Annotated in this window: 23 protein-coding genes; 6 read left to right on the top strand and 17 right to left on the bottom strand. The window is 64.2% G+C overall.

All coding sequences use genetic code 11. The features are described 5' to 3' along the window. Nucleotides 1-184: 184 nt before the first annotated feature. Entirely contained in the window at nucleotides 185-859 is a 675-nt protein-coding gene (locus tag LG30_RS0101770) for a 7-cyano-7-deazaguanine/7-aminomethyl-7-deazaguanine transporter (RefSeq protein ID WP_033128995.1), read from the top strand. A 284-nt stretch (nucleotides 860-1,143) separates the two neighbouring features. On the opposite strand, the gene rraA is transcribed toward LG30_RS0101770, so the two are convergent. The 7 genes from rraA to LG30_RS0101735 form a co-directional block, all read right to left on the bottom strand. After that, entirely contained in the window at nucleotides 1,144-1,629 is a 486-nt protein-coding gene (gene rraA, locus LG30_RS0101765; RefSeq protein ID WP_033128994.1) for a ribonuclease E activity regulator RraA, read from the bottom strand. Nucleotides 1,630-1,837: 208 nt separating this feature from the next. Continuing rightward, nucleotides 1,838-3,262 (bottom strand): magnesium transporter, encoded by a 1,425-nt coding sequence (gene mgtE / locus LG30_RS0101760; protein WP_033128993.1) that lies wholly within the window; start codon nucleotides 3,260-3,262, stop codon nucleotides 1,838-1,840. Between the two features lie 145 nt (nucleotides 3,263-3,407). After that, nucleotides 3,408-4,814, bottom strand: coding sequence for a siroheme synthase CysG (cysG, locus tag LG30_RS0101755; protein WP_033128992.1), 1,407 nt, complete (start codon nucleotides 4,812-4,814; stop codon nucleotides 3,408-3,410). A gap of 12 nt (nucleotides 4,815-4,826) precedes the next feature. Beyond that, nucleotides 4,827-5,636 (bottom strand): nitrite transporter NirC, encoded by an 810-nt coding sequence (nirC, locus tag LG30_RS0101750; RefSeq protein WP_033128991.1) that lies wholly within the window; start codon nucleotides 5,634-5,636, stop codon nucleotides 4,827-4,829. A 51-nt stretch (nucleotides 5,637-5,687) separates the two neighbouring features. Next, nucleotides 5,688-6,005 (bottom strand): nitrite reductase small subunit NirD, encoded by a 318-nt coding sequence (nirD, locus tag LG30_RS0101745; protein ID WP_033128990.1) that lies wholly within the window; start codon nucleotides 6,003-6,005, stop codon nucleotides 5,688-5,690. A gap of 97 nt (nucleotides 6,006-6,102) precedes the next feature. Beyond that, a complete protein-coding gene (nirB, locus tag LG30_RS0101740) occupies nucleotides 6,103-8,649 on the bottom strand; it encodes a nitrite reductase large subunit NirB (RefSeq protein ID WP_033128989.1) in 2,547 nt (848 codons plus the stop codon). Nucleotides 8,650-9,043: 394 nt separating this feature from the next. Continuing rightward, a complete protein-coding gene (locus LG30_RS0101735; protein WP_033128988.1) occupies nucleotides 9,044-9,964 on the bottom strand; it encodes a LysR family transcriptional regulator in 921 nt (306 codons plus the stop codon). Between the two features lie 179 nt (nucleotides 9,965-10,143). On the opposite strand from LG30_RS0101735, the gene LG30_RS0101730 reads away from it, so the two are divergent. Then, nucleotides 10,144-11,538 (top strand): MFS transporter, encoded by a 1,395-nt coding sequence (locus LG30_RS0101730; protein ID WP_420796334.1) that lies wholly within the window; start codon nucleotides 10,144-10,146, stop codon nucleotides 11,536-11,538. Between the two features lie 67 nt (nucleotides 11,539-11,605). Here LG30_RS0101730 and hslU read toward each other — a convergent pair whose 3' ends face one another. The 4 genes from hslU to argS all read right to left on the bottom strand — a co-directional run bounded on the left by hslU (nucleotide 11,606) and on the right by argS (nucleotide 16,299). Then, a complete protein-coding gene (gene hslU / locus LG30_RS0101725) occupies nucleotides 11,606-12,934 on the bottom strand; it encodes an HslU--HslV peptidase ATPase subunit (protein ID WP_033128987.1) in 1,329 nt (442 codons plus the stop codon). 62 nt (nucleotides 12,935-12,996) lie between these two features. Continuing rightward, complete coding sequence (hslV, locus tag LG30_RS0101720; RefSeq protein ID WP_033128986.1) at nucleotides 12,997-13,545, bottom strand: ATP-dependent protease subunit HslV; 549 nt, start codon at nucleotides 13,543-13,545, stop codon at nucleotides 12,997-12,999. Between the two features lie 189 nt (nucleotides 13,546-13,734). After that, nucleotides 13,735-14,550 carry an SPOR domain-containing protein gene (locus tag LG30_RS0101715; RefSeq protein WP_033128985.1) on the bottom strand — a complete coding sequence of 272 codons (816 nt, stop codon included), beginning with the start codon at nucleotides 14,548-14,550 and terminating at the stop codon, nucleotides 13,735-13,737. A gap of 3 nt (nucleotides 14,551-14,553) precedes the next feature. Then, a complete protein-coding gene (gene argS, locus LG30_RS0101710; RefSeq protein ID WP_033128984.1) occupies nucleotides 14,554-16,299 on the bottom strand; it encodes an arginine--tRNA ligase in 1,746 nt (581 codons plus the stop codon). Nucleotides 16,300-16,614: 315 nt separating this feature from the next. On the opposite strand from argS, the gene LG30_RS0101705 reads away from it, so the two are divergent. The 3 genes from LG30_RS0101705 (at nucleotide 16,615) to LG30_RS0101695 (ending at nucleotide 18,523) form a co-directional block, all read left to right on the top strand. After that, nucleotides 16,615-17,181, top strand: coding sequence for an LON peptidase substrate-binding domain-containing protein (locus LG30_RS0101705; protein WP_033128983.1), 567 nt, complete (start codon nucleotides 16,615-16,617; stop codon nucleotides 17,179-17,181). Between the two features lie 123 nt (nucleotides 17,182-17,304). Continuing rightward, nucleotides 17,305-17,874, top strand: a complete 570-nt coding sequence (locus LG30_RS0101700) for a sigma-70 family RNA polymerase sigma factor (RefSeq protein ID WP_033128982.1) — start codon at nucleotides 17,305-17,307, stop codon at nucleotides 17,872-17,874. Continuing rightward, complete coding sequence (locus LG30_RS0101695; RefSeq protein WP_033128981.1) at nucleotides 17,867-18,523, top strand: ChrR family anti-sigma-E factor; 657 nt, start codon at nucleotides 17,867-17,869, stop codon at nucleotides 18,521-18,523. The genes LG30_RS0101700 and LG30_RS0101695 overlap by 8 nt, the downstream gene beginning before the upstream one ends. A 65-nt stretch (nucleotides 18,524-18,588) precedes the next feature. Here the strand turns inward: LG30_RS0101695 and bacA are convergent, their stop codons facing one another. The 6 genes from bacA to galE form a co-directional block, all read right to left on the bottom strand. After that, the gene (gene bacA / locus LG30_RS0101690) at nucleotides 18,589-19,404 is read right to left on the bottom strand and encodes an undecaprenyl-diphosphate phosphatase (protein WP_033128980.1); all 816 of its coding nucleotides are present in this window, start codon (nucleotides 19,402-19,404) and stop codon (nucleotides 18,589-18,591) included. Nucleotides 19,405-19,694: 290 nt separating this feature from the next. Next, nucleotides 19,695-20,690, bottom strand: coding sequence for an aldo/keto reductase (locus LG30_RS0101685; RefSeq protein ID WP_033129048.1), 996 nt, complete (start codon nucleotides 20,688-20,690; stop codon nucleotides 19,695-19,697). A gap of 96 nt (nucleotides 20,691-20,786) precedes the next feature. Further along, nucleotides 20,787-21,758, bottom strand: a complete 972-nt coding sequence (gene galM / locus LG30_RS0101680) for a galactose-1-epimerase (protein WP_033129047.1) — start codon at nucleotides 21,756-21,758, stop codon at nucleotides 20,787-20,789. An 11-nt stretch (nucleotides 21,759-21,769) separates the two neighbouring features. Then, the gene (gene galK / locus LG30_RS0101675) at nucleotides 21,770-22,918 is read right to left on the bottom strand and encodes a galactokinase (RefSeq protein ID WP_033128979.1); all 1,149 of its coding nucleotides are present in this window, start codon (nucleotides 22,916-22,918) and stop codon (nucleotides 21,770-21,772) included. Next, nucleotides 22,915-23,973 carry a UDP-glucose--hexose-1-phosphate uridylyltransferase gene (locus LG30_RS0101670; RefSeq protein WP_081965940.1) on the bottom strand — a complete coding sequence of 353 codons (1,059 nt, stop codon included), beginning with the start codon at nucleotides 23,971-23,973 and terminating at the stop codon, nucleotides 22,915-22,917. The genes galK and LG30_RS0101670 overlap by 4 nt, the downstream gene beginning before the upstream one ends. A 232-nt stretch (nucleotides 23,974-24,205) precedes the next feature. After that, nucleotides 24,206-25,219 (bottom strand): UDP-glucose 4-epimerase GalE, encoded by a 1,014-nt coding sequence (gene galE / locus LG30_RS0101665; protein WP_033128977.1) that lies wholly within the window; start codon nucleotides 25,217-25,219, stop codon nucleotides 24,206-24,208. A 215-nt stretch (nucleotides 25,220-25,434) separates the two neighbouring features. Here galE and LG30_RS0101660 point away from each other — a divergent pair, with 215 nt between their 5' ends. Further along, nucleotides 25,435-26,439, top strand: a complete 1,005-nt coding sequence (locus LG30_RS0101660) for a substrate-binding domain-containing protein (protein ID WP_033128976.1) — start codon at nucleotides 25,435-25,437, stop codon at nucleotides 26,437-26,439. Nucleotides 26,440-26,474: the final 35 nt, after the last annotated feature.

Here is a 26,474-nt window from a genome sequence, read left to right as displayed (position 1 = left end):
TCGCATAAGGATTGAACTATCGGTTTTGGGGCGTATGACGTTGTTCCTCGATGATGGTTGCCGAAGGTTGGAACAATCGCATAAGGATTGAACTATCAGTTTTGGGGCGTATAATCTCGCCCCTCAATTATCGCCATGGTGGCGGTATGGGTTCCCTAACCCCATTAACCAAAAAGGTCACAATATGAATCTGACCCCTGCTCAGCACCAGACGGCGCTGGTGCGTCTCTCTTTGTTCCACATTTTGATCATTGCCAGCAGCAACTATCTGGTGCAGCTGCCGATCACCATCTTTGGCTTCCATACCACCTGGGGCGCCTTCAGCTTCCCGTTCATCTTTCTGGCCACCGATCTGACGGTGCGGATCTTCGGCGCCGGGCTGGCGCGCAAGATCATCCAGACCGTGATGTTGCCTGCGCTGGCGGTCTCCTACGTGCTCTCTGTGCTGTTCTTCGAGGGCAGCTACCAGGGCATGGGCAACCTGGCCGAGTTCAACCTGTTCGTGGCGCGCATCGCCCTGGCCAGCTTTATGGCCTATCTGGTGGGCCAGTTCATGGACGTGGTGGTGTTCAACCGCCTGCGGCTGCTCAAAGCCTGGTGGGTGGCACCGGCGGCCTCGACCCTGTTCGGCAACCTGGTGGATACCATCGCCTTCTTCAGCATCGCCTTCTGGCGCAGCACGGATCCCTTCATGGCCGAGCACTGGGTCGAGATAGCGACAGTGGATTATGTGTTCAAGCTGCTGATAAGCCTGGGATTGTTTGTGCCGCTCTACGGCGTGCTGCTGCGCTACCTCAGCCGCAAGCTGGTGGGGGAGGCCGGCATTGCCGGTTTGCAGACCGCGAGCCGTCAGGCCTGATGAAGAGTGACCACCCCAGGGTGGTCATTTTTTTTGCATTTCTGGTAAATAAGACTTGCACAGTTAAATGAGAATGATTATTGTTAACTTGTTTTCCGGGAAAGACTTCATTCGTTCCAACGTGATGGACTTCTTGTGAAGGCACGACATTGCTCACATTGCTTCCAGTTAAGGGGCCAGTTTTTACTGGCCCTCTTTTTTTATCTTTTTTCAGTCGCTTACCGCCATATAAAGACGGCCATAAAAAATGGGAGCCAAGGCTCCCATCTTCAGTCTGTGTTTGCTTACTCGATGTCGAGTGCATCGGGGGAGAGGATCACTCCCGTGGTGTCGGCATAGAGGTGATCATCCGGCAGGAAGGTGACGCCACCGAAGTTGACCGGCAGATCGGTCTCTCCCACGTCCTTGTGGTCGGCACCGACCGGGATGGCCGCCAGGGCCTGGATGCCGATGTCCAGATCCTCCAGGATGTCGACCTCACGCACGCAGCCGTAGCAGACGATGCCTTCCCAGCCATTTTCCGCCGCCGTGGTGGCGATCTCGCTGTCGATCAGCGCCCGGCGCATGGAGCCGCCGCCGTCGATCAGCAACACGCGACCGACACCGTTCTCCTTGACCAGTTCACGGATCAGGCCGTTCGATTCGAAGCATTTGATCGTGGTGATGACACCGCCGAAGGAGGCGCGTCCGCCGAAGGAGCAGAGCATGGGTTCGAGTACATCCACCATGTCCTGATAGATGTCGCACAGTTCTGAAGTATTGTATTCCATTGAGTCAGATCCACCGCTGGAAACAGGTGGGATCCAGTATAAGGAGTGAGGGGGGCATTTCAACGAATATTCCTTGTTCTGGTCAAGGAATCGCCGCTTTTGCGGCCGGGGTGCAGGATGCATTTCCATGTTCGACAACGACTTGGCGCCTCACAGGAAAGAAGGGAGCCGTACAGGCTCCCTTCTTCATCGAGGCAGACCTTCGCCGCTATAGCAGGAACAGGGTCGCCAGCCCGAGGAAGATGAAGAAGCCGCCGGTGTCGGTGATGGCGGTGATCATCACGCTGGCCCCCACCGCCGGATCCCGGCCGAGGCGGGTCATGGTCATGGGGATGATGACCCCCATCAGGGCCGCGACCAGCAGGTTGAGTATCATGGCCAGGGTCATCACGGCGCCCAGCGCCGCATCCTGATAGAGGAAGTAGGTGGCGACTCCCATGGTGCCGCCCCACACCAGGCCGTTGACCAGCGCCACCCCGAGCTCGCGCCACAGCAGGAAGGAGACGTTACCCGGCTGTATGTGCTGCAGCGCCAGCGCCCGCACTATCATGGTGATGGTCTGGTTGCCGGTGTTGCCGCCGATCCCCGCGACGATTGGCATCAGCGCCGCCAGCGCCACCAGCTGCGAGATGCTGTGCTCGAACAGGCCGATGACGCGCGAGGCCATGAAAGCGGTGCAGAGGTTGAGGGCGAGCCAGGCCCAGCGGGTCTTGACCGCCTTGCTGACCGGGGCGAAGACATCTTCATCCTCGCTGATCCCCCCCATGCGGCGCAGATCGGTGTCGCTCTCCTCATAGACCAGATCCACCACCTCGGCGACGGTGAGCCGGCCCATCAGCTTGCCCTTGCCATCCACCACGGCGGCGGAGATGAGATCGTCCCGCTCGAAGGTGCGGGCCGCGGCCTCGTCGTTGTCTTCCGGATCGAAGGTGACGGGGTTGCGCTCCATCACGTCCCCCACCTTGGTATCCGGCTTGTGCAGCAGCACTGTGGTGAGCGGCAGCTCCCCCAGCAGCCGGTTGCGCCTGTCGGTGACGAACAGCTTGTCGGTGTTGGTGGGGATCTTGCCGAGCTGGCGCAGATAGCGCTGCACCGTCGCCAGGCTTATGTCGGCCCGCACCGTGATCAGCTCGAAGTCCATCATGGCGCCGACTGTGTGCTTGCCGTAGCGGATCACCTCCCGCACCCGGTCGCGCTGGTCGGGGGCCATGGAGGTGAGCAGCCGCCCCATCAGGTTGCGGGGCAGGTATTGGCCGAGGTAGATCTGATCGTCGATGTCGAGGGTGCGCAGGGCATGCAGCAGCGCCTTGTCGCTCATGCCGCTGATCAGGCTGTCCCACACCGTCTCCGACGCCTCGACTAGGATCTGGCCATGCCTCTCCGGGTCCACCTGCTGCCACAGCACCTGGCGCTCGTCCGGCGGCAGGGATTCCAGCGCATCGGCGACGTCGGCGGCCGGCAGGCTGTTGACCAGGCGCGTCAGCTCGCTGGTCTGATCCCGCAGCTCGGCGTCCTGCACCCCCTGCGGATCCAGCAGGCTGTCGGTGAGGGCATCGTCGGCCAGCAGCAGGGTGAGGATGCGGGATCTGTCGTGTTCACGCTGCTTGGCGCTGTTCTTGGGGGGGAGAGACATGCAACAAGATTCCTGAATTCGGTTGGCCGGATGGCCGTGCCCCATAGGATACCAGACCCAAAACAATAGGTTATGACTGTAAATGCAGTAAAAAAAACGCCACCCTCTGGGTGGCGTTTGCAATACAGGGGCGATGGGCGCCGGATCAGGCGGATGCCATCGTCTGCAGCGGGTCGCTGGCCTGACCGAACCAGGCAAGCTGGTCGGCCAGGGTCACCACCGAGCCGACCATGATGAGGGCCGGGCTCTCGACCCCGACCGCCAGCTCGGGCAGCTGGTCCAGGGTGCCACGAATGACCCGCTGGCTCGGCTGGGTGCCGCGCTCGATCAGCGCCACCGGGGTGTCGCCGGCCTTGCCGTGGGCCATCAGTCGCTCACGGATCACCCCACAGGATGAAAGCCCCATATAGAACACCAGGGTCTGCCGATCCCGGGCCAGCAGAGGCCAGTCGAGATCCTGGACGCCGCCCTTGCCGTGGGCGGTGACGAAGCGCACGCTCTGGGCGTGATCCCGGTGGGTGAGGGGGATGCCCGCGTAGGCGGCGCAGCCACTCGCCGCCGTGATCCCCGGCACTACCTGGAAGCCCACGCCGCTGCCGACTAGCGTCTCCAACTCCTCGCCGCCCCGGCCGAAGATGAAGGGGTCGCCGCCCTTCAGCCGCACCACCCTTTGCCCCTTCCTCGCCTCATCCAGCAAGAGTTGGTTGATGCCCTCCTGGGGCACGCAGTGGTTGCCCGCCTGCTTGCCGACGAAGATGCGTCTGGCATCCCGTCGCACCAGCGCCATCACCTCGTCCGACACCAGCCGGTCATAGACCACCACATCCGCCTGCTGCATCTGGCGCAGGGCGTGCAGGGTGAGCAGGCCGGGATCGCCGGGGCCGGCGCCCACCAGGATCACCTCGCCCTTGGCACCGGCATCCTCGGCAAAGAGCGCGTCGGCCAGCTGGTTGGCGGCGGCCTTGTCGCCGCGCGCCAGCGCCTGACCGAGCCGGTCGGTGCCGAGCAGCCGCTCCCAGAACTGGCGTCGCTCCCCCATGCTGGCGAAGCGGGCCTTGACCCTGTCTCTCAGGCCGCCGGCAAAGGCCGCCACCGCGCCGAGGTGCTGGGGCAGCAGGGCCTCCAGCTTCTCGCGCAGCAAACGGGCCAGCACCGGGGCCTTGCCACCTGAGGAGATGGCCACCATCAGCGGCGATCTGTCGATGATCGACGGCATGATGAAGCTGGAGCGCTTGGGATCGTCCACCACGTTGGCAAATATCCCCGCCTGGTTCGCGCTCTGGTAGACCAGGGCGTTGACCTCGCGCCTGTCGGTGGCGGCCACCACCAGCCACTTGCCCGTCAGCTGCGCTGGCTCGAATTCACCGGCCAGCCAATCGATGGTCCCGCCGGCGGCCAGCCCAGCCAGCTCGGAGTCGAGCGCGGGGGAGACCACCGTCAGTCGGGCGCCGGCGTCCAGCAGCAGGCGCGCCTTGCGCTCCGCCACCTCACCGCCGCCAACCAGCAGCACGGGTTTGTTGTCGAGTCGGCAAAAGATGGGCAAGTAGTCCATGGGACCTCCGGATCAGGCGGTTTGGGTCTGGCTGGCGGTGGCAGCGTCGGTCACGGGGACGGGACGATCCGCCTTGGGGGTGGCATACCAGTAACCGAGGCCCATGAAGAGCGCGCCGGAGACGGTATTGCCGAGGGTGACCCACAGCAGATTGTGGCCTATGCCTCCCAGGGTATAGGCATCTGAGTGAGCGCCGAACCAGGAGAGGGCGAACAGCGTCATGTTGGCGACCGAGTGCTCGTAGCCGGAGGCGATAAAGGCCAGCAGGCACCACCAGATGGCGATGAACTTGGCGGCACCCTCGGTGCGCAGCGCCATCCAGATGGCGAGGCAGACCAGCCAGTTACAGAGTATGCCCTTCATGAACAGGGTCAGGGCCGGCGCCTGGGTTTTGGCCAGCGCCACCTTGTGGGCCAGGCTGCCCGCGTCCGGCAGCAGGCTGCCGCCGTAGGAGTAGATCAGCGCCACTGCTATGGAGCCGAGCAGGTTGCCGGCCCAGGTCTGGGGCAGGATGCGCAGCAGATCCCCCATGGAGATCTTGCCCGTCTTCACCCCGAAGGTGAGGAACATGGTGTGGCCGGTGAACAGCTCGGAGCCGGCGATGATCACCAGGGTCAGGGCGATGCCGAAGGTGGCCCCCATCACCAGCGGACGTACGCTGGGATCCACCAGGTTGCCCAGGGTGAAGATGAGGATGATGCCCAGGCCCACATAGGCCCCCGCCATGGCGGAGCTCAGCCAGAAGCCGAGCTTGTCGCTGCGCTCGAAGCGGTTGATGCGGGCCGCGTTGGCGGCGCACTTGTTGATGGTGTCGGTATACATGCTGGTTCTCTTTAAACGGGCCGCCCGCAGGCCGCCCTGATGTGTATGGGATTAGACGGCGACCCAGACCTGCTGGTCACGCACTTCAACGGCATAGGCTGCAATCGACATGGCCGGATTCTCGAAGCAGTGGCCGTCGCTCAGGCGAAAGCGCTGCTTCTTGAGCGGGCTGGCGACCCAGAGCGCGCCGTCGTGTTCACAGATGATGCCGCGCGACAGCACGTTGGCGGCGAAGAAGGGATCCCGGTTGTCGATGGCGAACACCTCGGCCGCCTCGCTCGGGCGAAACAGCGCGATCTGACGACCTTCGATCAGGGCGCAAACCCCGGTGCCAGGCAGTATGTCGTTGAGTTGACAGGCTAATTTCATCGCTTCATCTCCGCTTCGCATTGGATGGGCTGGCTATCCAGCAGGGCGCAGACGCTGTTGCCAAGAATCACGTCATTGAGTTGAAAGACAGATTTCATTACTTGGCCTCCACTTCGATCTGGTAGACGGGGATCCGCTCCGCCGGGGTGGCGGGCCTGTGCTGGTCACGCTCGCTGACGAACTGCACGTCAGGGTCTCTTTTGCCGCTGTTGATGAAGTGGCTGAAACGCTTGAGCGCCTCCTCTTCATTCAGGGTGCGGGACCACTCGCACTCGTAGCCGTCGATCAGCACCTGGATGTCACGTTCCAGGGTCTCATTCAATCCCAGCTTGTCGTCGACGATTACCTCGCGCAGGTAGTCGACGCCCCCTTCCAGGTTGCCGAGCCAGACCGAGGTCCGTTGCAGTTTGTCGGCGCTGGTGACGTAGAACATCATGAAACGGTCGATCAGCTTGATCAGGGTCTCGCGGTCCAGATCCGAGGCGAGCAGGTCGGCGTGGCGCGGCTTCATGCCGCCGTTGCCGCCCACATAGAGGTTCCAGCCCGCGTCTGTGGCTATGATGCCGACGTCCTTGCCCTGGGCTTCCGCACATTCGCGGGTACAGCCGGAGACCCCGAACTTCATCTTGTGCGGGGTGCGTATGCCTTTGTAGCGATTCTCGAGGAAGACCCCGAGGCCGACGCTGTCCTGCACGCCGAAGCGGCACCAGGTGCTGCCGACGCAGGTCTTGGCCATGCGCAGCGCCTTGGCGTAGGCCTGGCCGGTCTCGAAGCCGGCGGCCAGCAATTTCCGCCAGATGGCGGGCAGATCGTCCTTCTGGGCACCGAACAGGCCGATGCGCTGGGCGCCGGTGATCTTGGTGTAGAGCTGGTAGTCGCGGGCCACCTCGGCCACCGCCAGCAGGCCTGCCGGGGTCACCTCGCCACCGGCCATGCGCGGGATGACGGAGTAGCTGCCGTCCTTTTGCATGTTGCCGAGGAAGATGTCGTTGGTGTCCTGCAGCTGGGTGTTCTGCGGGCTCAGCACATGGCCGTTCCAGCAGGAGGCGAGGATGGAGCCGACCGTGGGTTTGCACACCTCGCAGCCATAGCCTTGGCCGTGCCTGGCCAGCAGCTCGTCGAAGCTCTTGATCCCTTCCACCTTGACCAGGTGGAACAGCTCCTGGCGGGAGTGGGGGAAGTGGGCGCAGAGGTGGTTGTTGACCTCGATGCCCTGCTTCACCAGCTCGGCGTTAAGCACCTGGCTGATGAGCGGCACGCAGCCGCCGCAGCCGGTACCGGCCTTGGTGTGCTGCTTGATGGCAGCCAGCGTGGTATGACCCTCGGCCACCGCCTGGGCGATGTCGCCCTTGGAGACGTCGAAGCAGGAGCAGATCTGGGCGGTCGATGGCAGGGCATCGACCCCCAGGGTCGGCTTGGCACCGGCATAGGCGGGCAGGATCAGGGTGTCCGGGTGGGATGGCAGCGGCATGGCGTTGAGCATCAGCTGCAGCAGGTTGCCGTAGTCATCCACGTCACCGACCAGCACGGCGCCGAGCAGGCGACTGTTGTCTTCGCTCACCACTATCCGCTTGTAGACCCCGGCCTGATCGTCCTGGAACACATAGCTGTGGCTGCCGGGCGTACGGCCGTGGGCATCGCCGATGGAGCCGACGGAGACGCCGAGCAGCTTGAGCTTGGCGCTCATGTCCGCCCCCTCGAAGCGGCTGTCGCCGCCGAGCAGGTGATCCACCGTGATCTGGGCCATCTTGTAACCCGGCGCCACCAGGCCGAAGAAGCGACCCTGCCAGGCGGCGCATTCGCCGATGGCATAGATGTCGGGGTCGGAGGTGAGGCAGTGATCGTCGACCGCGACGCCGCCGCGCGGGGCTATGGCCAGCTCACAGTAGCGGCCAAGGGTGTCCTGCGGACGTATGCCGGTGGAGAAGACCACCACATCCACGTCAAGCGCGCTGCCGTCGGCGAAGGCGAGGCGGTGTTTGGCCTCCTTGCCGCCGTGCATCAGGATCTCGCTGGTGCTCTTGCTGGTGTGCACCTGCACGCCCATGGACTCGATCTTGCGGCGCAGCAGCTGGCCGCCCTGGCCATCGAGCTGCTCCGCCATCAGCACAGGGGCGAACTCCACCACGTGGGTCTCGAGGCCCAGCGCCTTGAGGGCACCGGCCGCCTCCAGCCCGAGCAGACCGCCACCCACCACCACGCCGCTCTTGCCGCTCTTGGCGGCGCTGCGGATGGCCTTCAGATCCTCGATGGTGCGATAGACGAAGCACTCGTGGTGCTGGCTGCCCTGGATGGGCGGCACCCAGGGGTAGGAGCCGGTGGCCAGCACCAGCTTGTCATAGCTGACCACGGTGCCCTTGTTGGAGTGCACCTCGCGGGCCGCCCTGTCGATTTTTTTCACCGCCTCGCCGAGCAGCAGACGGATGCCGTGCTTCTCGTAGAAACCGGGTTTGACGAGGGAGAGATCTTCGCTGGTGTGGTGGGAGAAGTAGGAGGAGAGATGGACACGATCGTAGGCGGGACGGGGTTCTGCACCGAAGACGGTGATCTCGAACCGGCCCGGATCGGCCCGCTCGATCAACTCTTCGATGAAGCGGTGCCCCACCATGCCGTTCCCTATGACGGCCAGTCTGACTTTGCTCATGATTGCCTCTGATTTGGAGTAATAAAACGTCATTCTGGCGTTAGGCTACCCAGTCACGGGGGGCGGGCAATTGATGCAAATCAAGTGTCTATTTATATATCTCCTCAGAGGTAAGTTGGTGAAATAGAAAGCTATGTATAAATAGGTATACCAGTGGTGCAATTAGGCTAATTGCGTGTCAAATGGCAATGAGAGGGCTGCGGCCACCGTCGGTGGGTTGGCGGTCAGGCGGGGGGGTGGCGATGGGACTTTGACTCGTTCGTGGGCCGCCACACGCTCACTTTTATCATTCGGCTGGGTGGCCTAGGGCGGCCTGGCTCGCCAACCATGATGAAAAAATACCTCGGCGAGGCGATGTTTATCGCAGGGTCCCGAGTAGGGGGCTGCCCCGGGATCAGCGCATTGGCTGTGGCGTTTGATAGGGCGCGCGGGCGCAGGTCTCGCGGATGAGATGGCGCAGCCAGCGGTGGGCCGGATCGGCATCGAGCCGGGGATGCCAGAGCAGGGCCAGGGTGATTTTGGGCAAGGGGAAGGGTAGGGGCAGGGTCACCAGATCGGCGTGCAGGGCGGCGCAGTGCAGGGCGGGCACCGTGGCCACCAGATCGCTGCCCCGCACCAGCGCCAGCGCAGTGGCAAACCCCGGCACCAGGGTGGTGATGGTGCGCTCCAGCTTGAAGACGGCGAGCGCCTCATCGACGGGGCCGTGCTCCTGCCCGCGGCGTGACACCATGATGTGGCGGGCGGCGGCATAGCGGGCGGCGGTCAGGGGGCCTTCGCACAGGGGATGACCGGGGCGCACCACGGCGACGAAGCGATCCTGGAACAGCGCCTGGGTGTGCAGCTCGGGCGCCGTGTTGGCGCCGATCACCCCGGTCTCGAAATCCAGCTCCCCGCCGCGCAGGGCGTGGCTCTCCTTGTCGGGCTTGGCCATGAAATGCAGCCGTACCCCGGGCGCCTCGGTGGCGAGCCGGGTCAGCAGGGCCGCCCCGACGCTCTCCACGAAACCGTCGCTGGCCCTCAGCCGGAAGGTGCGCACCAGGCTGGCCGGATCCACCTCCTGCTGGGGGCGCAGCACGGCCTCGGCCTCCTGTACCAGCTGGCTGACCTGCTCGCGCAGGACCAAAGCGCGGGGGGTAGGCACCAGCCCCCGGCCGGCCCGCACCAGCAGAGGATCCCCCGTGGTCGCGCGCAGCCGGGCCAGCGCCCGGCTCATGGCGGAGGGGCTGAGCCGCAGCCGTCTGGCGGCGCCGGCCACGCTGCCCTCATCGAGCAGCGCCTCCAGGGTTAGCAGCAGATTGAAATCGGGTGTGCTCATGATCTTTGCCTCGCCGAGCCTTCAGGGTGACCGCCTCATGGCGACGCCTCTCGCCTCATCATACGCGAGAATGGGCGCCTTCATATGGCGTGCCGTGCAGCTATAAGCTGCAAGTCGTGCGTCTTCCGCCGGTTCAGCTTGCTGGCTAGCCTTGTCGGCATCCTAGTCCGCCGGAGCTCATGCCCATGCCACACAATATCGTTCTTTCGCCCCCTCTGACTCGCCGCCTCGGCCTGCTGGCACTCGGCCTCGCCACCCTGCTGCCCATGTTGGGGGGTAGCCTGGCCAACATGGTGCTGCCCGCCCTGGGGCAGGCCTTTGCAGTGCCCTTTGCCAGCCTGCAGTGGGTGCTGGTGGCCTATCTGCTGGGGATCACCTGCCTGACTGTGGTGGCGGGCCGACTGGGGGACAGGTTCGGTCGGCGTCGTCTGCTGCTCCTGGGGCTGGGGCTCTTTGCGCTGGCCTCGTTGCTGTGCGCTCTGGCGCCGACCATAGGCTGGCTGATCGCGGCCCGTGCCCTGCAGGGGGTCGCTGCGGCCTGCATGCTGTCCCTAGCGCTGGCCATGGTGGGCCAGCTGGTGCCGCCGGCGCGGCGGGGCTGGGGCATGGGGCTGCTCGGTACCCTGTCGGCCTGCGGCACTGCGCTTGGCCCCTCCTTTGGCGGCCTGCTGACGGCCGGCTTTGGCTGGCAGGCCCCCTTCCTGCTGCTGGTGCCCCTCAGCCTGCTGGCGCTGGGCTGTGCCCGGCTCGGTCTGCCCCGGGACGGCTCCTCGCCACAACCAGAGAGGATGAACCTCGCGAGCCTGTCACTGCTGGTGGCGGCCCTGCTCTGCTACGGCCTGGCGCTGACTCAGGGGGGCGCCCTGGCCCTCTGGTGGGGGGCGGGGGCCCTGCTGGTCACGGCCTCGTTCGTTCGCCGCGAGCGCCGCGCCCCTGTGCCCCTGTTGCCGCTGGCGCTGCTGGGGGCCCCGGGGCTTGGCAACGGCCTTGTCGCCAGCGCCCTGGTGGCCAGCGTCATGGTGCTGACCCTGCTCATAGGCCCCTTCTACCTGAGGGGCGTCTTCGGTCTCAGTCTCGGGACTGTCGGCCTGATGATATCGGGTGGGCCCCTGCTGGCGGCCCTGACGGGAATGCCCGCTGGCTGGCTGGTGGACAGGCTGGGTACGCGGCAGGTGGTCCGGTTGGGATTGGCAGTCATGGGGACTGCGGCCCTCGGCCTGGCCGGGGCGGCGGGGCAGTTCGGCCCGCTCGGCTACCTGCTGCCCATACTGCTGCTGACCACCGGCTATGCCCTGTTCCAGACCGCCAACAACAGTGCCGTGGTGGGGGAGGCGAGTGAGCAGACCCGTGGCGCCGTGGCCGGTCTGCTGACCCTGTCGCGCAATCTGGGCCAGTTGACCGGGGTGGCCGGGCTCGGCGGCCTGTTCGCCGCCCTGGTGGGAGAGCAGGGCCTGACCCTGGCCAGCGAGCTGGTGTTCGGCACCCGGGCCCTCTTCGCCCTGAGCGCCTTGCTGATTGGTCTGGCGTTCTGGCTGGTAGGTCGCCGCCGGGAGGGAGTGCTGGTCAGCGCCTGAGCCTGAGCAGAAACGCATACAAAAACGCCTCCGCGAAGGGAGGCGTTTTTTATCGGGAGGGGCGCGCTTACAGAATGTAGCGGCTCAGATCCTCGTCCTCGATCAGCTTGCCGAGGTGGGCGTTGACGTAGTCGGCGTCGATCACGAAGGTCGCGCCGGACTGCTCGGAGGCATCGTAGGAGATGTCTTCCATCAGTCGCTCCATCACGGTGTGCAGGCGGCGGGCGCCGATGTTCTCGGTGCGCTCGTTGACCTGCCAGGCGGCCTCGGCCAGGCGGCGGATGCCGTCCTTGGTGAACTCGATCTTGACCCCTTCGGTCGCCATCAGCGCCTGATACTGGTCGGTGAGAGAGGCGTTCGGTTCGGTCAGGATGCGTTCGAAGTCTTCGGTGGTCAGTGCGGTCAGCTCGACCCGGATCGGCAGACGACCCTGCAGCTCGGGGATGAGATCCGACGGGCGTGCGACCTGGAAGGCGCCGGAGGCGACAAACAGGATATGATCCGTCTTCACCATGCCGTGCTTGGTGTTAACTGTGCAACCTTCGACCAGCGGCAGCAGATCCCGCTGTACCCCCTCGCGGGAGACGTCGGGGCCGGAAGACTCGCCGCGCTTGCAGATCTTGTCGATCTCGTCGAGGAAGACGATGCCGTTGTTCTCGACCGCGTGGATCGCCTTCTGCTTCAGCTCCTCCGGGTTGAGCAGGCGAGCGGCCTCCTCCTCGATCAGCGCCTTCATGGCCTCCTTGACCTTGATCTTGCGCTTCTTCTTCTGCTGCTGGCCCAGGTTCTGGAACAGCCCCTGCAGCTGGTTCGCCATCTCCTCCATGCCCGGCGGGGTCATGATGTCGACGCCCATGGGGGTGGCGGCCAGATCCAGCTCGATCTCCTTGTCATCCAGCTGACCTTCCCGCAGTTTCTTGCGGAAGATCTGGCGGGTGTTGGAGTTGTCGGCCTTCTCCTCCTCCCCCCAGCTGTTGCGCGGGTTGGGCAGCAGGGCGTCGAGGATGCGCTCCTCGGCGGCTTCCTCGGCGCGGTATTTCATCTTCTCCATCTCGGTCTCGCGCACCAGCTTGATGGCGACATCGGTCAGATCGCGGATGATGCTGTCCACTTCCTTGCCCACGTAGCCGACCTCGGTGAACTTGGTCGCTTCCACCTTGATGAAGGGGGCGTTGGCCAGCTTGGCGAGGCGACGGGCGATCTCGGTCTTGCCGACGCCGGTCGGGCCTATCATCAGGATGTTCTTCGGGGTCACCTCGTGGCGCATCTCCTCGCTGAGCTGCATCCGGCGCCAGCGGTTACGCAGGGCGACGGCCACCGCACGCTTGGCATCGGCCTGGCCGATGATGTGGCGGTCCAGCTCGTGAACGATTTCTCTCGGGGTCATCTCGGACATGATGGCATTCCTGTATCCGGGGCGGGCAGGGCCCACCCCTTGCAAATTGGCAAAGAGGGGCCTTACTTCGGCTCGGTCTCTTTGGGCGCGTACTCCAGCACTTCAACCGTGTGGTGCTGGTTGGTGAAGACGCAGATGTCACCGGCGATCTTGAGGGACTTCTCGACGATGCTCTTGGCATCCAGATCGGTGTTCTCCAGCAAGGCGGTGGCCGCCGACTGGGCGAAGTTGCCGCCCGAGCCGATGGCGATGAGATCATGCTCCGGCTGCACCACGTCACCGTTGCCGGTGATGATGAAGGACTTGTGCTCATCGGCGACCGCCAGCAGGGCCTCGAGGCGGCGCAGGGCGCGATCGGTGCGCCAGTCTTTCGCCAGCGCCACGGCGGCGCGCTCCAGATTGCCCTGGTGGGCCTGCAACTTGGCCTCGAAACGCTCGAGCAGGGTGAAGGCATCGGCGGTACCGCCGGCGAAGCCCGCCAGCACCTTGCCGTTATAGAGACGATGAACCTTGCGGGCGTTGCCCTTCATGACGGTGTTGCCGAGGGATACCTGGCCATCCCCCCCGATCACGACTTGGCCGTTGCGGCGGACAGAAACTATGGTAGTCACTTTACTTACCTCGCTTGAGCCGAAAAACGGCCTGACTGTGCATGGCAAGAAAGATGGGGGTCAGGCCGGAGTTTTTCAACCCTGCCGATGGTGCGGATAAAAGAGGGCGTCATATGGCCTGCAGGCCAGACGGAGGACAAAAAGAAGGCAGGGTGTTGAGCCCTGCCTGCTGTCTGGTGCGAACGAGTATCAGCCCTTCTTGGGGATACAGCCGCTGATGCCGGCGCCTTGCAGCTTGCGGTTGGCCGCATCGACGGCGGGCTTGCCGCTGAAGGGGCCGACCATCACCTTGTAGACGGTGCCGTTGGCGCCATTGACCACCTGCAGGCTGGAGGAGAGGCCGGCGCCGAAGGCGATGCGCGCCTTGAGCGATTCGGCGGAATCCTGGGAGCGCAGGGCGGCGCACTGCATCATGTAGCGACCATTGTCCGCCGCCGCAGTCTGTTGCGACGCGGCGGCCTTGGCCTTCTCCTGTTCGGCCCGCATCTCCTTCTCCATCCGCGCGAGCTCGGCCTTGCGGTCGATCACCTGCTCCTGGGCACTGGTCACGGGGGCCGGCTTGGTCGGTTGCACCGGTTGCGGCTGGAAGGGCTTCACCTGGCCGATGGGCGTCCCCGGCTGGGGAATATCGGTCGGTATCGGCTGCGGCAGTTTCTCCGGCTGCAGGGTCAGGGTGTCAGCCGGTTGGGGCGGCAGCACGCCCGGTTGGGGCGGCGGCTCCATGATGTCCACCTGCTTGTTCTCCAGCCGCTCTATGTAGCTCCACTTCTCCTGCGGCAGGCCATCGTTCTGTGCCTTCGGCTTGTTGGCCTTGACCTGTTCTTCGATGGTGGGGGCATCCGCCCCCTTGCCGTTGATCAGATAGAGGAAGGCGCCAAAGCCGACGACCAGGGCCCCGGCCAGCAGTGCCGGGATAACAGGAAAGCGGCGAGGTGCCGCTTTCTTGGTGTTACGACCACCGGCCCGTCGTCTCGGGCTGTTGCCGACGTAATCCCGGGTCGCCATCTATTACATGCGCTCCAGGGTGTGGATGCCCAGCACGCCCAAGCCCAGTTTCAGGACCTTGGCGGTGGCGGCACACAGCAGCAGACGGCTCTGACGGCTGGTTTCGTCTACGCCGTCCTTGTTGATCGGGCAGGCTTCGTAGAAGGTCATGAAGTTGCCGGACAGCTCGTACAGATAGGTGCAGAGCAGGTGCGGCATGCCCTTGTCCGCCACGCTGTTGACCGCGTCGGAGAACTGGATCAGCTTCTGGGCCAGCACCTCTTCCGCCTCTTCGTTCAGCACCAGGTTACCGCCGAGGGTGTCGGCATCGACGCCGGCCTTGCGGAAGATGGACTGGATACGGGTGTAGGCGTACTGCAGGTAAGGGGCCGTGTTGCCTTCAAACGACAGCATCAGATCCCAGTCGAAGATGTAGTCGGTGGTGCGGTTCTTGGACAGGTCCGCGTACTTGACCGCACCCATGGCGATGGCTTGCACCACCTTGGCCTTCTCTTCGGCAGACAGGTCGCTGTTGCGGCTCTCCAGCAGGGCGGCGGCGCGATCTTCTGCCTCGTTCAGCAGCTCGACCAGCTTGACGGTGCCACCGGAGCGGGTCTTGTAGGGACGGCCGTCCTTGCCCAGCATCATGCCGAAGGCATGGTGCTCGAGAGGCACGGACTCCGGCACATAACCCGCCTTGCGGGTGATGGTCCAGGCCTGCATCAGGTGCTGGTGCTGACGGGAATCGATGAAGTACATGACTCGCTCGGCGCCCAGGGTTTCGTAACGGTACTTGGCACAGGCGATGTCGGTGGTGGTGTAGAGGAAACCGCCATCGCTCTTCTGGATGATGACGCCCATGGGCTCCCCATCCTTGTTCTTGTACTCGTCCAGGTAGACGACGGTGGCGCCGTCGCTCTCGACCGCCAGCCCGCGGGCCTTCAGATCGGCGACGATCTGGGGCAGCATGTCGTTGTACATGGACTCGCCCATGATGTCCTTGCTGGTCAGGGAGACATTCAGGCGGTCGTAGTTGCGCTGGTTCTGTTCCATGGTCATGTCGACCAGCTTCTTCCACATGGTGCGGCAGTACTCATCGCCACCCTGCAGCTTGACCACGTAGTTACGGGCGCGCTCGGCAAAGGCTTCGTCTTCGTCGTAGTAACGCTTGGCCTGGGTGTAGAAGGCTTCCAGGTCGCGCAGCTCCATGTCGCTGGCGTGCTCGTTGGCCATCTTCTCCAGATAGGCGATCAGCATGCCGAACTGGGTGCCCCAGTCACCGATGTGGTTGGCGCGCACCACCTTGTGGCCGAGGAATTCCAGGGCACGGGCCGCCACGTCACCGAGGACGGTGGAGCGGATGTGGTGCACCGCCATCTCCTTGGCCACGTTCGGGGCGGAGTAATCCACCACCACGGTTTGCGGGGTCGGCAGCTTCACGTTGGCGTTGGCGCTCTGCACCATGGCTTCGACCTGACCGGCCAGCCAGCGCTGGTCGAAGAAGAAGTTGATGAAGCCGGGGCCAGCGATCTCGACCTTGGCGATCAGGTCAGAGGCGGGCAGGTGCTCGATGATGGCGGCAGCCAGCTCGCGGGGATTCTTGCGGGCCGGTTTGGCCAGCAGCATGGCCAGGTTGGTGGCCAGGTCACCGTGAGCCTTCTCCTTGCATCGGTCTACTTGCACCCGGGCTTCCAGGTCGGCCGGCAACACGCCTGCTGACTTCAGATTGGCTACCGTTTGTTCAAGTAGATGATGAATATGCTCTTTCATAACTGACCACCGAGGTTGCGCGTCGAAAAATGACTGACTAGATAAGGGCGTGAATTTTACCCGCATCGGGCCGAGAAAACTATAGGAATGGCCCGCCCGTATTGGTACGGCGGATATTTCACTGCGTTTCTCACCACATTCCAGAATAATGAACCGAATAAGTGGTGGTTATCCATTTCTACTGCATATCGAAGCGGCTTGTCCAGGCTATTTTCCCCTGATTGTTAAGGGGTTATTTATTCCGGTCCGATCGGAATGATCTCGCCTCCTGAGGCTGTCGTATCATCAGGAGAAATCGGCATGAGGGCGATCCCGATGAAACTGGCGTTATTTCCACTCTCCGCTCACCTGCTGCCCGGTGGCATCATGCCGCTGCGCATCTTCGAGCCTCGCTATCAGCGCATGGTCGCCGAGGCGCAGGAGCGGGCGTTTGCGCTCTGCATGCTGGATCCCCGCCAGCCGGAGGCGATGCGCAACATGTACCCCATCGCCACCCGGGGGCGGATCATCGATTTCGATCTGCTGCCGGACGGCCTGCTCGGCATCACAGTGCTGGGGCTGGACAGGGTCAGGATCTGCGATCTGTGGCAGGAACCCGATGGCCTGCGGGTGGGAGAGGTGGAGCTGCTGCCGCCCTGGCAAACCGGTCGGCTCAGGGCCGATCAGCATGCGCTCGCCAAGGCGTTGCAGGATGTGTTCAACGATTACCCCGAATACGCGGCCCTCTACGCCCAACCGGACTGGGACGACGCCAGCTGGGTGGCGCAGCGCTGGCTAGAGGTGCTGCCTATCCCGGTGGAGCAGAAGCAGTGGTTGCTGGCGGCCAGGGACAACCAGCCCGCGCTCTCCCTGCTGAGCGGCCTGCTGGTGGCGAGTCACTGAATTTAATCGCCGCCGCAGATCCTTTTTGGCGGGCCCTCGTACTGAAGAGGACTGTTCCCATCAAGGTAGGGTGCGATGACATATACTAGCCAACCATCTATTCGGCACAGGACCTCCGCGCCCATGGACAGTCCCGACGGGGATCTCAAGTCGCAGCTGCTGCGGGTGGCCGAGCAGGCCGACCGGACGGCCTTCTGCGCCCTGTTTCACCACTTCGCCCCCCGCATCCGCGGCTATGGCCTGCGCCATCTCGGCAGCGAAGCCAATGCCCTGGAGCTGGTGCAGGAGACCATGCTGCTGGTCTGGCAGAAGGCGCGGCTCTACCACCCCGAGAAGGGGGCACCGACCACCTGGATCTACACCGTCATGCGCAACCAGTGCTTCGACATGCTGCGTCGGCGCCGGGCCAGCAAGGAGGATCTCTGCGCCGAGGAGCTGTGGCCGGTGCTGGAGTTCAGGGCGCAGGAGGATCACCTGAGCGAGGGGGAAGGCGCCGTGCTGACGAGCCAGATGGCCCATTACCTCGCCATCTTGCCGGAATCCCAGCAGCAGGTGGTGCGCGGCATCTACCTGCAGGAGTTCTCCCAGCAGGAGCTGGCCGCGCGGCTCGGCGTACCGCTCGGCACCATCAAGTCCCGCCTGCGTCTCGCCTTACAGAAGCTCAAGGAACAAGTGGAGCAAGATCATGATTAAAGCCCACCCCACCCACGCCATGCTGCATGCCTTTGCCGCCGGTGAACTGCCACTGCCGCTGACGGTCGGCGTCTCCGCCCACTGTGAACTCTGCGCCGATTGCGGTGTCAGACTGCGCCGCTACGAGGCGGAGCTGGCGGCGCATCATCTCCACGAGCCAGTCGCCGCAGAGGTTGAGGCGACTGTGCTGGACGCCCTGCTGGCGAACATCCTGCAACAACCCGTCCTCCTCGAGACTGCCCCCGTCGATCCTGTCCCCGAATTGCAGGTGGGCGATCGAGGCTACCGGCTACCCAGGGCCCTGGCCCGCTACCACAGGGTCAACTGGCGGCGTTTTGGCGCCATTCGCCAGCACAGTCTGCCGCTGACCGAGCAGGGGGCCCGTGCCAGCCTGCTGCATATCGAGGCCGGTGGGCGCATCCCGGAGCACACCCATCGCGGTTATGAGCTGACCCTGCTGCTGGCGGGCAGCATCCAGGATGGCGAGATGCGCTATCAGGCCGGCGACTTCATCTGGCGCGACGCCAGTCACGCCCACAGCCCGCACACCCCGGACGGCTGTCTCTGCTACACGGTGCAGGATGCGCCTGTGCAGTTCACCAGGGGGCTGTCGCGGCTGCTCAATGGCATCAGTCATCGCCTCTATTGAGGACGCTGACGCAATAAAAAAGGGACCGTATCGGTCCCTTTTTTCATTCATGTCACCGCAGTGGATCAGGCCACGAACACCAGATAGACGGCGAAGGCCACCACGAAGCGGTAGATGGCGAACGGGATGAAGTCGAGGCGACGGATCAGTGCCAGGAAGGTCTTGATGGCGATCATGGCCACCACGAAGGCGGTGACGAAGCCCACCGCAAACATGGGGAAATCGGCCATGGAGAGGAAGTCGCGGCTCTTGTAGAGGTCGAGCCCGCTGGCCGCCACCATCATGGGCACCGCCAGGATGAAGGAGAACTCGGCCGCCGCCTGGCGGCTGATGCCCATCAGCATACCGCCGCTGATGGTGGCGCCGGAGCGGGAGAAGCCGGGCCAGAGGGCGAGGCACTGGAACAGGCCTATGCCGAATGCCTGCTGGTAGCTGATGTCATCCAGTGTCTCGGAGCGCACCGCAGGGCGGAACTTCTCGGCAATGATCAAGAGGATACCGCCGGCGACCAGGGCATACATCACCGTCTCGGGGCCAAACAGGTTCGCCTTGATCCAGCTGTGAATGGCGAGGCCGATGATCACGGCGGGCAACATGCCGAGGATGATGTGGATCAGCGACAGGGTGGCGTGGCCGGGTGCCGGCTTCTGGCCGAAATGGATGCCGATCAGGCCGAACAGGCGGCGCCAGAACACGGCCACCACCGCCAGGATGGAGCCCATCTGAATGACCACCTCGAAGGTGGCGGCCTTGGGGCCTTCGAAACCGAGCAGATGGCCGACGATGATCATGTGGCCGGTGGAGGAAACGGGCAGAAACTCGGTCAGGCCTTCCACTATGCCCAGCACGAAGGCGACAAAGAGGGCGTAGGACTCTGTCATGATTCAGATCTCTTGGTTGATGGGTCCGGATAAAAGCAGCCCCGAGCGGAGTCGGGGTAGCCAATGATGGAGGAAAAGCGGGCGGGCAACCAGAGAATATTGCGACGCGCCGGGGTGGGTGATGGCAGGATTTTCGGCGTTCACCACCATCATTTTCAGAGTGACCCATCGCGCAAGTGGATAGTGCCGCTCATGCCGGCTGTGTGGGGTGCTACAGCCAGCATCTTTTGCTGCCGCCTTAGACCGAGGCATTCGGTCCGGAATCTCGCTCAGGCTGGCGACCGGTTTCGTCAGACCAGCGCGGCCTCGATCCTCTGCCGCAGCTCCCCGTCCAGCGGCGGCAGACTCAGGGCGTCGACCGCACTCACTATCTGTTGCGGACTGCTGGCACCGATCAGGGCGCAGCTCACCACGGGGTCACGCAACACCCATTGCAGCGCGAGCTGGGACAGCGCCTGTCCGCGCTCCTGTGCCAGTGCATGCAGGGCCCGGATGGTGGCCAGCTTCTGGGGGGTGATCTGATCGGGTTGGAGGAAGGGGCTGTTGCTGGCGGCGCGGGAATCGGTGGGGATCCCGGCCAGGTAGCGATCGCTCAGCAGGCCGCCGGCCAGGGGGGAGAAGGCGACTACCCCCACCCCCTGCTCGCGGCAGACCGGCAGGGTCTGCGCCTCTATCTCCCGCTGGAACAGGGAGTATTTGAGCTGATTGACCAGACAGGGGGTACCGAGCTCGGCCAGCCGGGTTGCCGCCCTGGCGGCCAGTTCGGCCGGATAGTTGGAGAGGCCGACGTAGAGCGCCTTGCCTTGGCGCACCATCAGCGCCAGCGCCTGACAGGTCTCCTCCAGCGGGGTGCGGGAGTCCGGCCTGTGGTGATAGAAGATGTCCACATAGTCGAGGCCGAGCCGGCGCAGGCTCTGGTGCAGGCTGGCGAACAGGTACTTGGCGCTGCCGCCGTCCCCATAGGGGCCGTCCCACATCACATAGCCCGCCTTGCTGGCGATGATGAGCTCGTCCCTATAGGGGGCCAGGCTGCCCTTGAGCACGGTGCCGAAGGTGGTCTCGGCAGAGCCGGGGGGCGGCCCGTAGTTGTTGGCGAGATCGAAGTGGGTGATGCCCAGATCGAACGCCTGGTGCACCATGGCCTTCACCCTGGCGGGATCGCTGCCCTCGCCGAAGTTGTGCCAGAGTCCCAGCCCTATGCTGGGCAGCCGCAGGCCGTGATGGCCGGCCTGACGATAAGGCTGGCGCTGGTAGCGGTCGGTCGCGGCGAGATAGCTGTCATCCATGTTCATCAAGACTCCTGAGTTGGCTCGATAAGTCGCAGGTTCGGCCCCTTCTTCCACTCTTGCTCAAGCAAGCGGAGGAAGGGGCCTGTACAGGCGTTAGCCTGCGGGGATAAAGCGATAACGGGTCTGGTGGTGATACCGCTGGCCCGGCAGCAGCCAGGGATCCCCCAGCTCGGGGCGGTTCGGGCTGTCCGGCAGCTGCTGCGCCTCCAGACAGAAGCCGGCGTGGTCCTGATGACGGCCGCCCGCTCGATCCGGGGTATTGGCCAGCCAGTTGCCGGTGTAGAACTGGAGCGAAGGCTGGTTGGTGTAGACCTCGAGTGCCAGTTGCCCATCCCCTGACAGCACCCGCGCCGCGCACTCCTGCTCGGGGCCGTTCAGCAGAAAGGCGTGATCGTAGCCCTTGGCTTGCTGTTGCTGGGGATGGCTCAGCCACTGCTGACCGATGAGGCGCTCGGCGCGCAGATCGAAGGGGCCCTCCACCGGTTCAACGGCGAGCGGCAGGCCGCGCTCATCGGTGGGCAGGAAGCGATCGGCGTTGAGCCGAATGTGGTGGCTGCGCACATCACCGCCGCCATCCAGATTGAAGTAGGCGTGGCTGGTGAGGCTGACCGGCGTCGGCGCATCCGTGGTGGCCTTGAACTCCACCACCAGATCGCACTGTTCCAGTCGATACTCCAGCGTCACCCTCAGGTTGCCGGGAAAGCCCTGATCCCCCGCCGGTGACAGCAAAGCCAGTCTGACCCGATCCGGCTCCAGCTCCTTTATCTGCCACTGACGGCGATGAAAGCCATCCCGCCCGCCGTGCAGGCAATGGGGCGCCTGATTGGCGTCCAGGGACCAGCGCTCGCCGTCTCGCACCAGCTCGGCGCCGCCGATCCGGTTGGCAAAGCGCCCCGCCACCGCCCCCAGCCACACCTGCTGGGTTGGATAGGCGTCATCGGCGCAGCCGAGCAGCACCTCGCGCCGCTCCCCCGCCACCGACAGCGTCAGAGAGCTGAGAATGGCGCCGAAATCGAGGCCGCGCAGGCGCAGCCCCTCTTCGTTTTCCAGCTCGAATGGCATCATGGCTTGATGGGTCATAGCCTGCCTGCCCCGGCTTTGGCGCTGCACACATAGCAGTCGGCGGTGAGGCCAAACTTGGCCGGGTATTCGGCCTCGACCAGAGCTATCACTTCATCCACCTGCTCCGGACGCAGCAGGGCGACCACGCAGCCGCCGAAGCCGCCCCCCGTCATCCGCACGCCACCCTGGGTGCCGATCCTGGCCTTGATGATCTCCACCAGGCCGTCGATGGCGGGCACCGTGATCTCGAAGTCGCCCTGCATGGCGGCGTGGGACTCGGCCATCAGCTCGCCGAGGCGCACCAGATCACCGCTGGCCAAGGCATCGGCGGCGGCCAGGGTGCGGGCGTTTTCCCCCACCACGTGGCGGGCACGGCGATAGCAGGCCTCGTCCAGCCCGGCCTTGCCGGCCTCCAGTGCGGCGAGATCCAGATCCCGCAGCGCCTTGACCCCATAGTGGCGGGCGGCGGTCTCACACTGCTGGCGGCGGGTGTTGTATTCGCTGTCCACCAGGCCGCGGCGCACGTTGGAGTTGACGATCAGCACCGCCAGATCGGCGGGCATGGGGATGAGGCGAGTCTCCAGGGAGCGGCAGTCCAGCAGCAGGGCGTGATCCGTCTTGCCGCTGGCGGAGATCATCTGATCCATGATGCCGCAGTTGCAGCCGACGAACTGGTTCTCCGCCTGCTGGCCATTGAGGGCGATCTCGGCCTGGCTGATGTGAAGCCCCAGCGCCTCCTTGAAGGCCTGGCCGATGGCCACCTCCAGCGAGGCGGAGGAGGAGAGGCCCGTGCCCTGCGGCACGTTGCCGGAGACCACCAGGTTGAGGCCGCGCAGGACATGGCCGCGCTCCTGCAGGTGCTTCACCACGCCGCGGATGTAGTCGCTCCAGCGCTGGTCCGGGTGATGGCTGATGGGCTGATCGAGATCGAACTGGTCGCGCTGGTTGTCGTAGTCGGCAGCCACCACCTGTACCAGATTGTCGTTGCGCAGGCCGATGGCGACGCAGGTCTCGTAGTCGATGGCGCAGGGCAGCACGAAGCCGTCGTTGTAGTCGGTGTGCTCGCCGATGAGGTTGACGCGGCCGGGGGCGCGCACCAGCAGGTCGGGTTGCTGCTTAAACTGCTCGGCAAAAACGGCGCTGACGCGTTGGCTGGGGGTCATGGGGTTACCTCATTGGCTTGATTGGTCTGGTTGTAGTGAATGGGAGAGAGCGCGCGCAGCCGTTCAGCGGCTTGCTCAGGGGTCAGGTCCCGCTGGGTTTCCGCCAGCATCTCGAAGCCCACCATGAACTTGCGCACGGTGGCGGAGCGCAATAGCGGCGGGTAGAAGTGGGCGTGCAACTGCCAGGCCTCGGGGCAATCCGAGTTCGGCGGCGCGAAGTGCCAGCCCATGGAGTAGGGGAAGCTGCATTCGAACAGGTTGTCGTAACGGCTGGTGAGTTCCTTGAGCGCCCGCGCCAGATCCTCTTGTTGCTCGGGGCTGAGGCTCAGCAGGGAGGGCACATGGGCCTTGGGCAACAGCAGGGTCTCGAATGGCCAGGCGGCCCAGAAGGGCACCACCGCCAGCCAGTGCTCTGTCTCCACCACTATGCGGGAGCGATCCTTCAGCTCCCGCTCCACGTAGTCGAGCAGCAGCGGGCGGCCGTGTTCGGCCAGCCAGTCGCGCTGGTGGGTTTCTTCACGGGCGATCTCGTTGGGCAGGAAGTCGCTGCCCCACAGCTGACCGTGGGGGTGCGGGTTGGAGCAGCCCATGACGGCGCCTTTGTTTTCAAAGACCTGCACCCATTCCCACTGCTGGGACAACTCGGCCACCTGGCTCATCCAGGTGCGGATCACCGCCTCAATGGCGGCCAGTGGCAGCTCGGGCAGGGTCTTGCCGTGATCCGGCGAGAAGCAGATGACCCGGCTGGTGCCACGGGCGGCCTCCAGTTTGAGCAGGGGATCTTGCTCGTCGCCGGCGGCCGGGGTGTCCTGCATCAGGGCAGCGAAGTCGTTGGTGAAGACGAAGGTCTCCCGATAGTCGGGGTTCTGGTCGCCGGTGACCCTGTGATTGCCCGCGCAGAGGAAGCAGTCCGGATCGTGGGACTGGCTCGGTGCCTGACTTATCTTCTCGATCTGCCCCTGCCAGGGGCGCTTGGCCCTGTGGGGGGAGACCAGCACATACTGGCCGGTCAGCGGATTGAAACGGCGGTGGGGGTGATCAACCGGGTTGAACATCGTCACTCCTCAAAACTGAATGAAAAATGGGGTAAAGGCGACATCAGAAAACAGCTCTCGTCATGGGGTGAGCCGCCTGGCCTTCTGGATCTGGTCCCTCTCCCCTTGGGAGAGGGCGGGGTGAGGGGAATTTTTCCCCTCATGGTTAGCATCTGGATCTCTTTGTTCGCCCCCTCATCCCCAACGCTTCTCCCGCGAGGGGAGAAGGGGGCAAGAACGAAAAGAGCGGACATCAGGCTTCATAGCCCTGTGGATTGGTGGACTGCCAGCGCCAGCTGTCGGCGCACATGGCCGCGAGATCCCGGCGGGCATGCCAGCCCAGCTCGCGCTCCGCCTTGGTCGGGTCGGCCCAGCACTCGGCGATGTCGCCGGGGCGCCGGGGTTCGATGCGATAGGGCAGGGGGCGACCGCTGGCCGCCTCGAAGGCCGCCACCATCTGCAGCACGCTCTGGCCCTGACCTGTGCCCAGGTTATAGGCGTGCACGCCACCCTTGTGGGTGCAATGCTGCAGCGCCTTGACGTGACCCTCGGCGAGATCCATCACGTGGATGTAGTCGCGCACCCCTGTGCCATCCGGGGTGTTGTAATCGTTTCCAAAGACGGAGAGGCAGTCGCGGCGACCTATGGCCACCTGGGTTAAAAATGGCATGAGATTGTTCGGAATGCCTTGCGGATCCTCCCCCAGGGTGCCGGATTCATGGGCGCCGACCGGGTTGAAGTAGCGCAGCAGCGTCATACTCCAGTGGGGCTCGGCGGCCTGCAGATCCTCGAGGATCTGCTCGATGATCAGCTTGGACTGGCCGTAAGGGTTGGTGGCACTGCGGGGGAAATCCTCGCGGATGGGCGTGCTGGCCGGATCCCCATAGACGGTGGCCGACGAGCTGAACACCAGGTTGTGGACGCCGGCGCGTTTCATTGCCTGCAACAGAACGAGGCTGCCGCCGAGGTTGTTCTGGTAGTAGTCGAGCGGAATGCGGGTCGACTCGCCGACCGCCTTGAGGGCAGCGAAGTGGATGACCGCGGTGATCTCCTGCTCGGCGAAGATCCGATCCAGCAGGGCCTCATCACGAATATCCCCCTGATAGAAAAGGGGTTCTTGTCCGCTGATGGCCGCGATCCTGGCCAGCACGCCGCGCTTGCTGTTGCACAGATTATCCACCACCACGGGTTCCATGCCCGCCGCCTGCAGGGCAAGGCAGGTATGGCTGCCGATATAGCCGCAACCGCCGGTGACCAGTACTTTCATCTTCTTCTCCACACTCGTTCCCCACACAAGGAAAGCCTGAACAGGAGTCTAGCCGAGGCGTTCCACCTTAAACTGTGAGCAGCGTAACATAATTGTGTAAACGATTACACTTTGTGGGTGAGTGAAAATGAAGCGCTATCGGTATTTCCCCTGTCATCACTGGCATTGCCCGGTATAATGGCTCGGTCTTGAACCGTGAAAGAAGTGAAAACAGCATGAGCACCATCAAGGATGTCGCCCGTTTGGCCAATGTATCGGTGGCAACGGTTTCACGGGTGATGAACAACTCACCCAAGGCCAGCGCTGCCTCTCGCGAGGTCGTGCAAAAAGCCATGGCCGAGCTGGGCTATACCCCCAATGCGAACGCCAGGGCGCTGGTCAGCCAGACCTGTGACACCATGGGCGTAGTGGTCGGCGACGTGGCCGATCCCTTCTTCGGCGCCCTGGTCAAAGGGGTGGCTGCGGTGGCGGTGGAGCAGGGGCTGCATCTGTTGATGGGTAATGGTTTTCACAGGGCGCAGCAAGAGCGGGAAGCCATCGATCTGCTGATCGGTAAACGCTGCGAGGCGCTGGTGGTGCACAGCAAGGCGCTGAGTGATGAGGAGTTGATCGATTACGCCCTGCGGGCCCCGGGCATGGTGCTGATCAACCGCGACATTCCGTCCCTGAAAGGGCGCTGCATCTCCCTCAACAACCGGCAGGGGGCGGCCACCGCCACCCGCCATCTGCTGGAGCTGGGTCATCGCCACATCGCCTTCGTCAGCTCGGATCACGCCATCGAGGATGCCCTGCTGCGTCATCAGGGCTATCAGGACGCCCTGTTCGAGGCGGGCCTGAGTGCGGATCCCGAGCTGGTCGAGAGCGGTATACCCAATGAAGAGGGGGGCGAGCGCGCCATGCTCAACCTGCTGGCCAAGGGGTTGCCCATCACGGCCGTGGTGGCCTACAACGACGCCATGGCGGCCGGCGCCATCTCGGTGCTGGCGGACAATGGCCTCAAGGTGCCGGAAGAGGTCTCGGTGGTCGGTTTCGATGACATCATCTACGCCAGATACCTGAGACCCAAGCTCTCCACCATGCGCTACCCCATCGAGCTGATGGCCGCCCAGGCCGCCAAGCTGGCGCTGCAACTCGCCGCAGGGGAGAGTGAGGCGGTGCAGAGCCGCGTCTACACGCCGACCCTGATCAATCGCCACTCGGTGGCGCCAGTCAGACCCTGATCCCGGTTTCTGTTTTGCCGCCTTGATGACGATGG

Source organism: Aeromonas aquatica (assembly GCF_000764655.1).
Classification (GTDB): domain Bacteria; phylum Pseudomonadota; class Gammaproteobacteria; order Enterobacterales; family Aeromonadaceae; genus Aeromonas; species Aeromonas aquatica.
This window is presented reverse-complemented; position numbering and strand designations above follow the sequence as displayed.

Excerpts from the sequence above, each read along its gene's own strand:
- LG30_RS0101770 (WP_033128995.1), top strand. The coding sequence starts at position 185 with ATGAATCTGACCCCTGCTCAGCACCAGACGGCGCTGGTGCGTCTCTCT.
- rraA (WP_033128994.1), bottom strand. The coding sequence starts at position 1,629 with ATGGAATACAATACTTCAGAACTGTGCGACATCTATCAGGACATGGTG.
- mgtE (WP_033128993.1), bottom strand. The coding sequence starts at position 3,262 with ATGTCTCTCCCCCCCAAGAACAGCGCCAAGCAGCGTGAACACGACAGA.
- cysG (WP_033128992.1), bottom strand. The coding sequence starts at position 4,814 with ATGGACTACTTGCCCATCTTTTGCCGACTCGACAACAAACCCGTGCTG.
- nirC (WP_033128991.1), bottom strand. The coding sequence starts at position 5,636 with ATGTATACCGACACCATCAACAAGTGCGCCGCCAACGCGGCCCGCATC.
- nirD (WP_033128990.1), bottom strand. The coding sequence starts at position 6,005 with ATGAAATTAGCCTGTCAACTCAACGACATACTGCCTGGCACCGGGGTT.
- nirB (WP_033128989.1), bottom strand. The coding sequence starts at position 8,649 with ATGAGCAAAGTCAGACTGGCCGTCATAGGGAACGGCATGGTGGGGCAC.
- LG30_RS0101735 (WP_033128988.1), bottom strand. The coding sequence starts at position 9,964 with ATGAGCACACCCGATTTCAATCTGCTGCTAACCCTGGAGGCGCTGCTC.
- LG30_RS0101730 (WP_420796334.1), top strand. The coding sequence starts at position 10,144 with ATGCCCATGCCACACAATATCGTTCTTTCGCCCCCTCTGACTCGCCGC.
- hslU (WP_033128987.1), bottom strand. The coding sequence starts at position 12,934 with ATGTCCGAGATGACCCCGAGAGAAATCGTTCACGAGCTGGACCGCCAC.
- LG30_RS0101715 (WP_033128985.1), bottom strand. The coding sequence starts at position 14,550 with ATGGCGACCCGGGATTACGTCGGCAACAGCCCGAGACGACGGGCCGGT.
- argS (WP_033128984.1), bottom strand. The coding sequence starts at position 16,299 with ATGAAAGAGCATATTCATCATCTACTTGAACAAACGGTAGCCAATCTG.
- LG30_RS0101705 (WP_033128983.1), top strand. The coding sequence starts at position 16,615 with ATGAAACTGGCGTTATTTCCACTCTCCGCTCACCTGCTGCCCGGTGGC.
- LG30_RS0101700 (WP_033128982.1), top strand. The coding sequence starts at position 17,305 with ATGGACAGTCCCGACGGGGATCTCAAGTCGCAGCTGCTGCGGGTGGCC.
- LG30_RS0101695 (WP_033128981.1), top strand. The coding sequence starts at position 17,867 with ATGATTAAAGCCCACCCCACCCACGCCATGCTGCATGCCTTTGCCGCC.
- bacA (WP_033128980.1), bottom strand. The coding sequence starts at position 19,404 with ATGACAGAGTCCTACGCCCTCTTTGTCGCCTTCGTGCTGGGCATAGTG.
- LG30_RS0101685 (WP_033129048.1), bottom strand. The coding sequence starts at position 20,690 with ATGGATGACAGCTATCTCGCCGCGACCGACCGCTACCAGCGCCAGCCT.
- galM (WP_033129047.1), bottom strand. The coding sequence starts at position 21,758 with ATGATGCCATTCGAGCTGGAAAACGAAGAGGGGCTGCGCCTGCGCGGC.
- galK (WP_033128979.1), bottom strand. The coding sequence starts at position 22,918 with ATGACCCCCAGCCAACGCGTCAGCGCCGTTTTTGCCGAGCAGTTTAAG.
- LG30_RS0101670 (WP_081965940.1), bottom strand. The coding sequence starts at position 23,973 with ATGTTCAACCCGGTTGATCACCCCCACCGCCGTTTCAATCCGCTGACC.
- galE (WP_033128977.1), bottom strand. The coding sequence starts at position 25,219 with ATGAAAGTACTGGTCACCGGCGGTTGCGGCTATATCGGCAGCCATACC.
- LG30_RS0101660 (WP_033128976.1), top strand. The coding sequence starts at position 25,435 with ATGAGCACCATCAAGGATGTCGCCCGTTTGGCCAATGTATCGGTGGCA.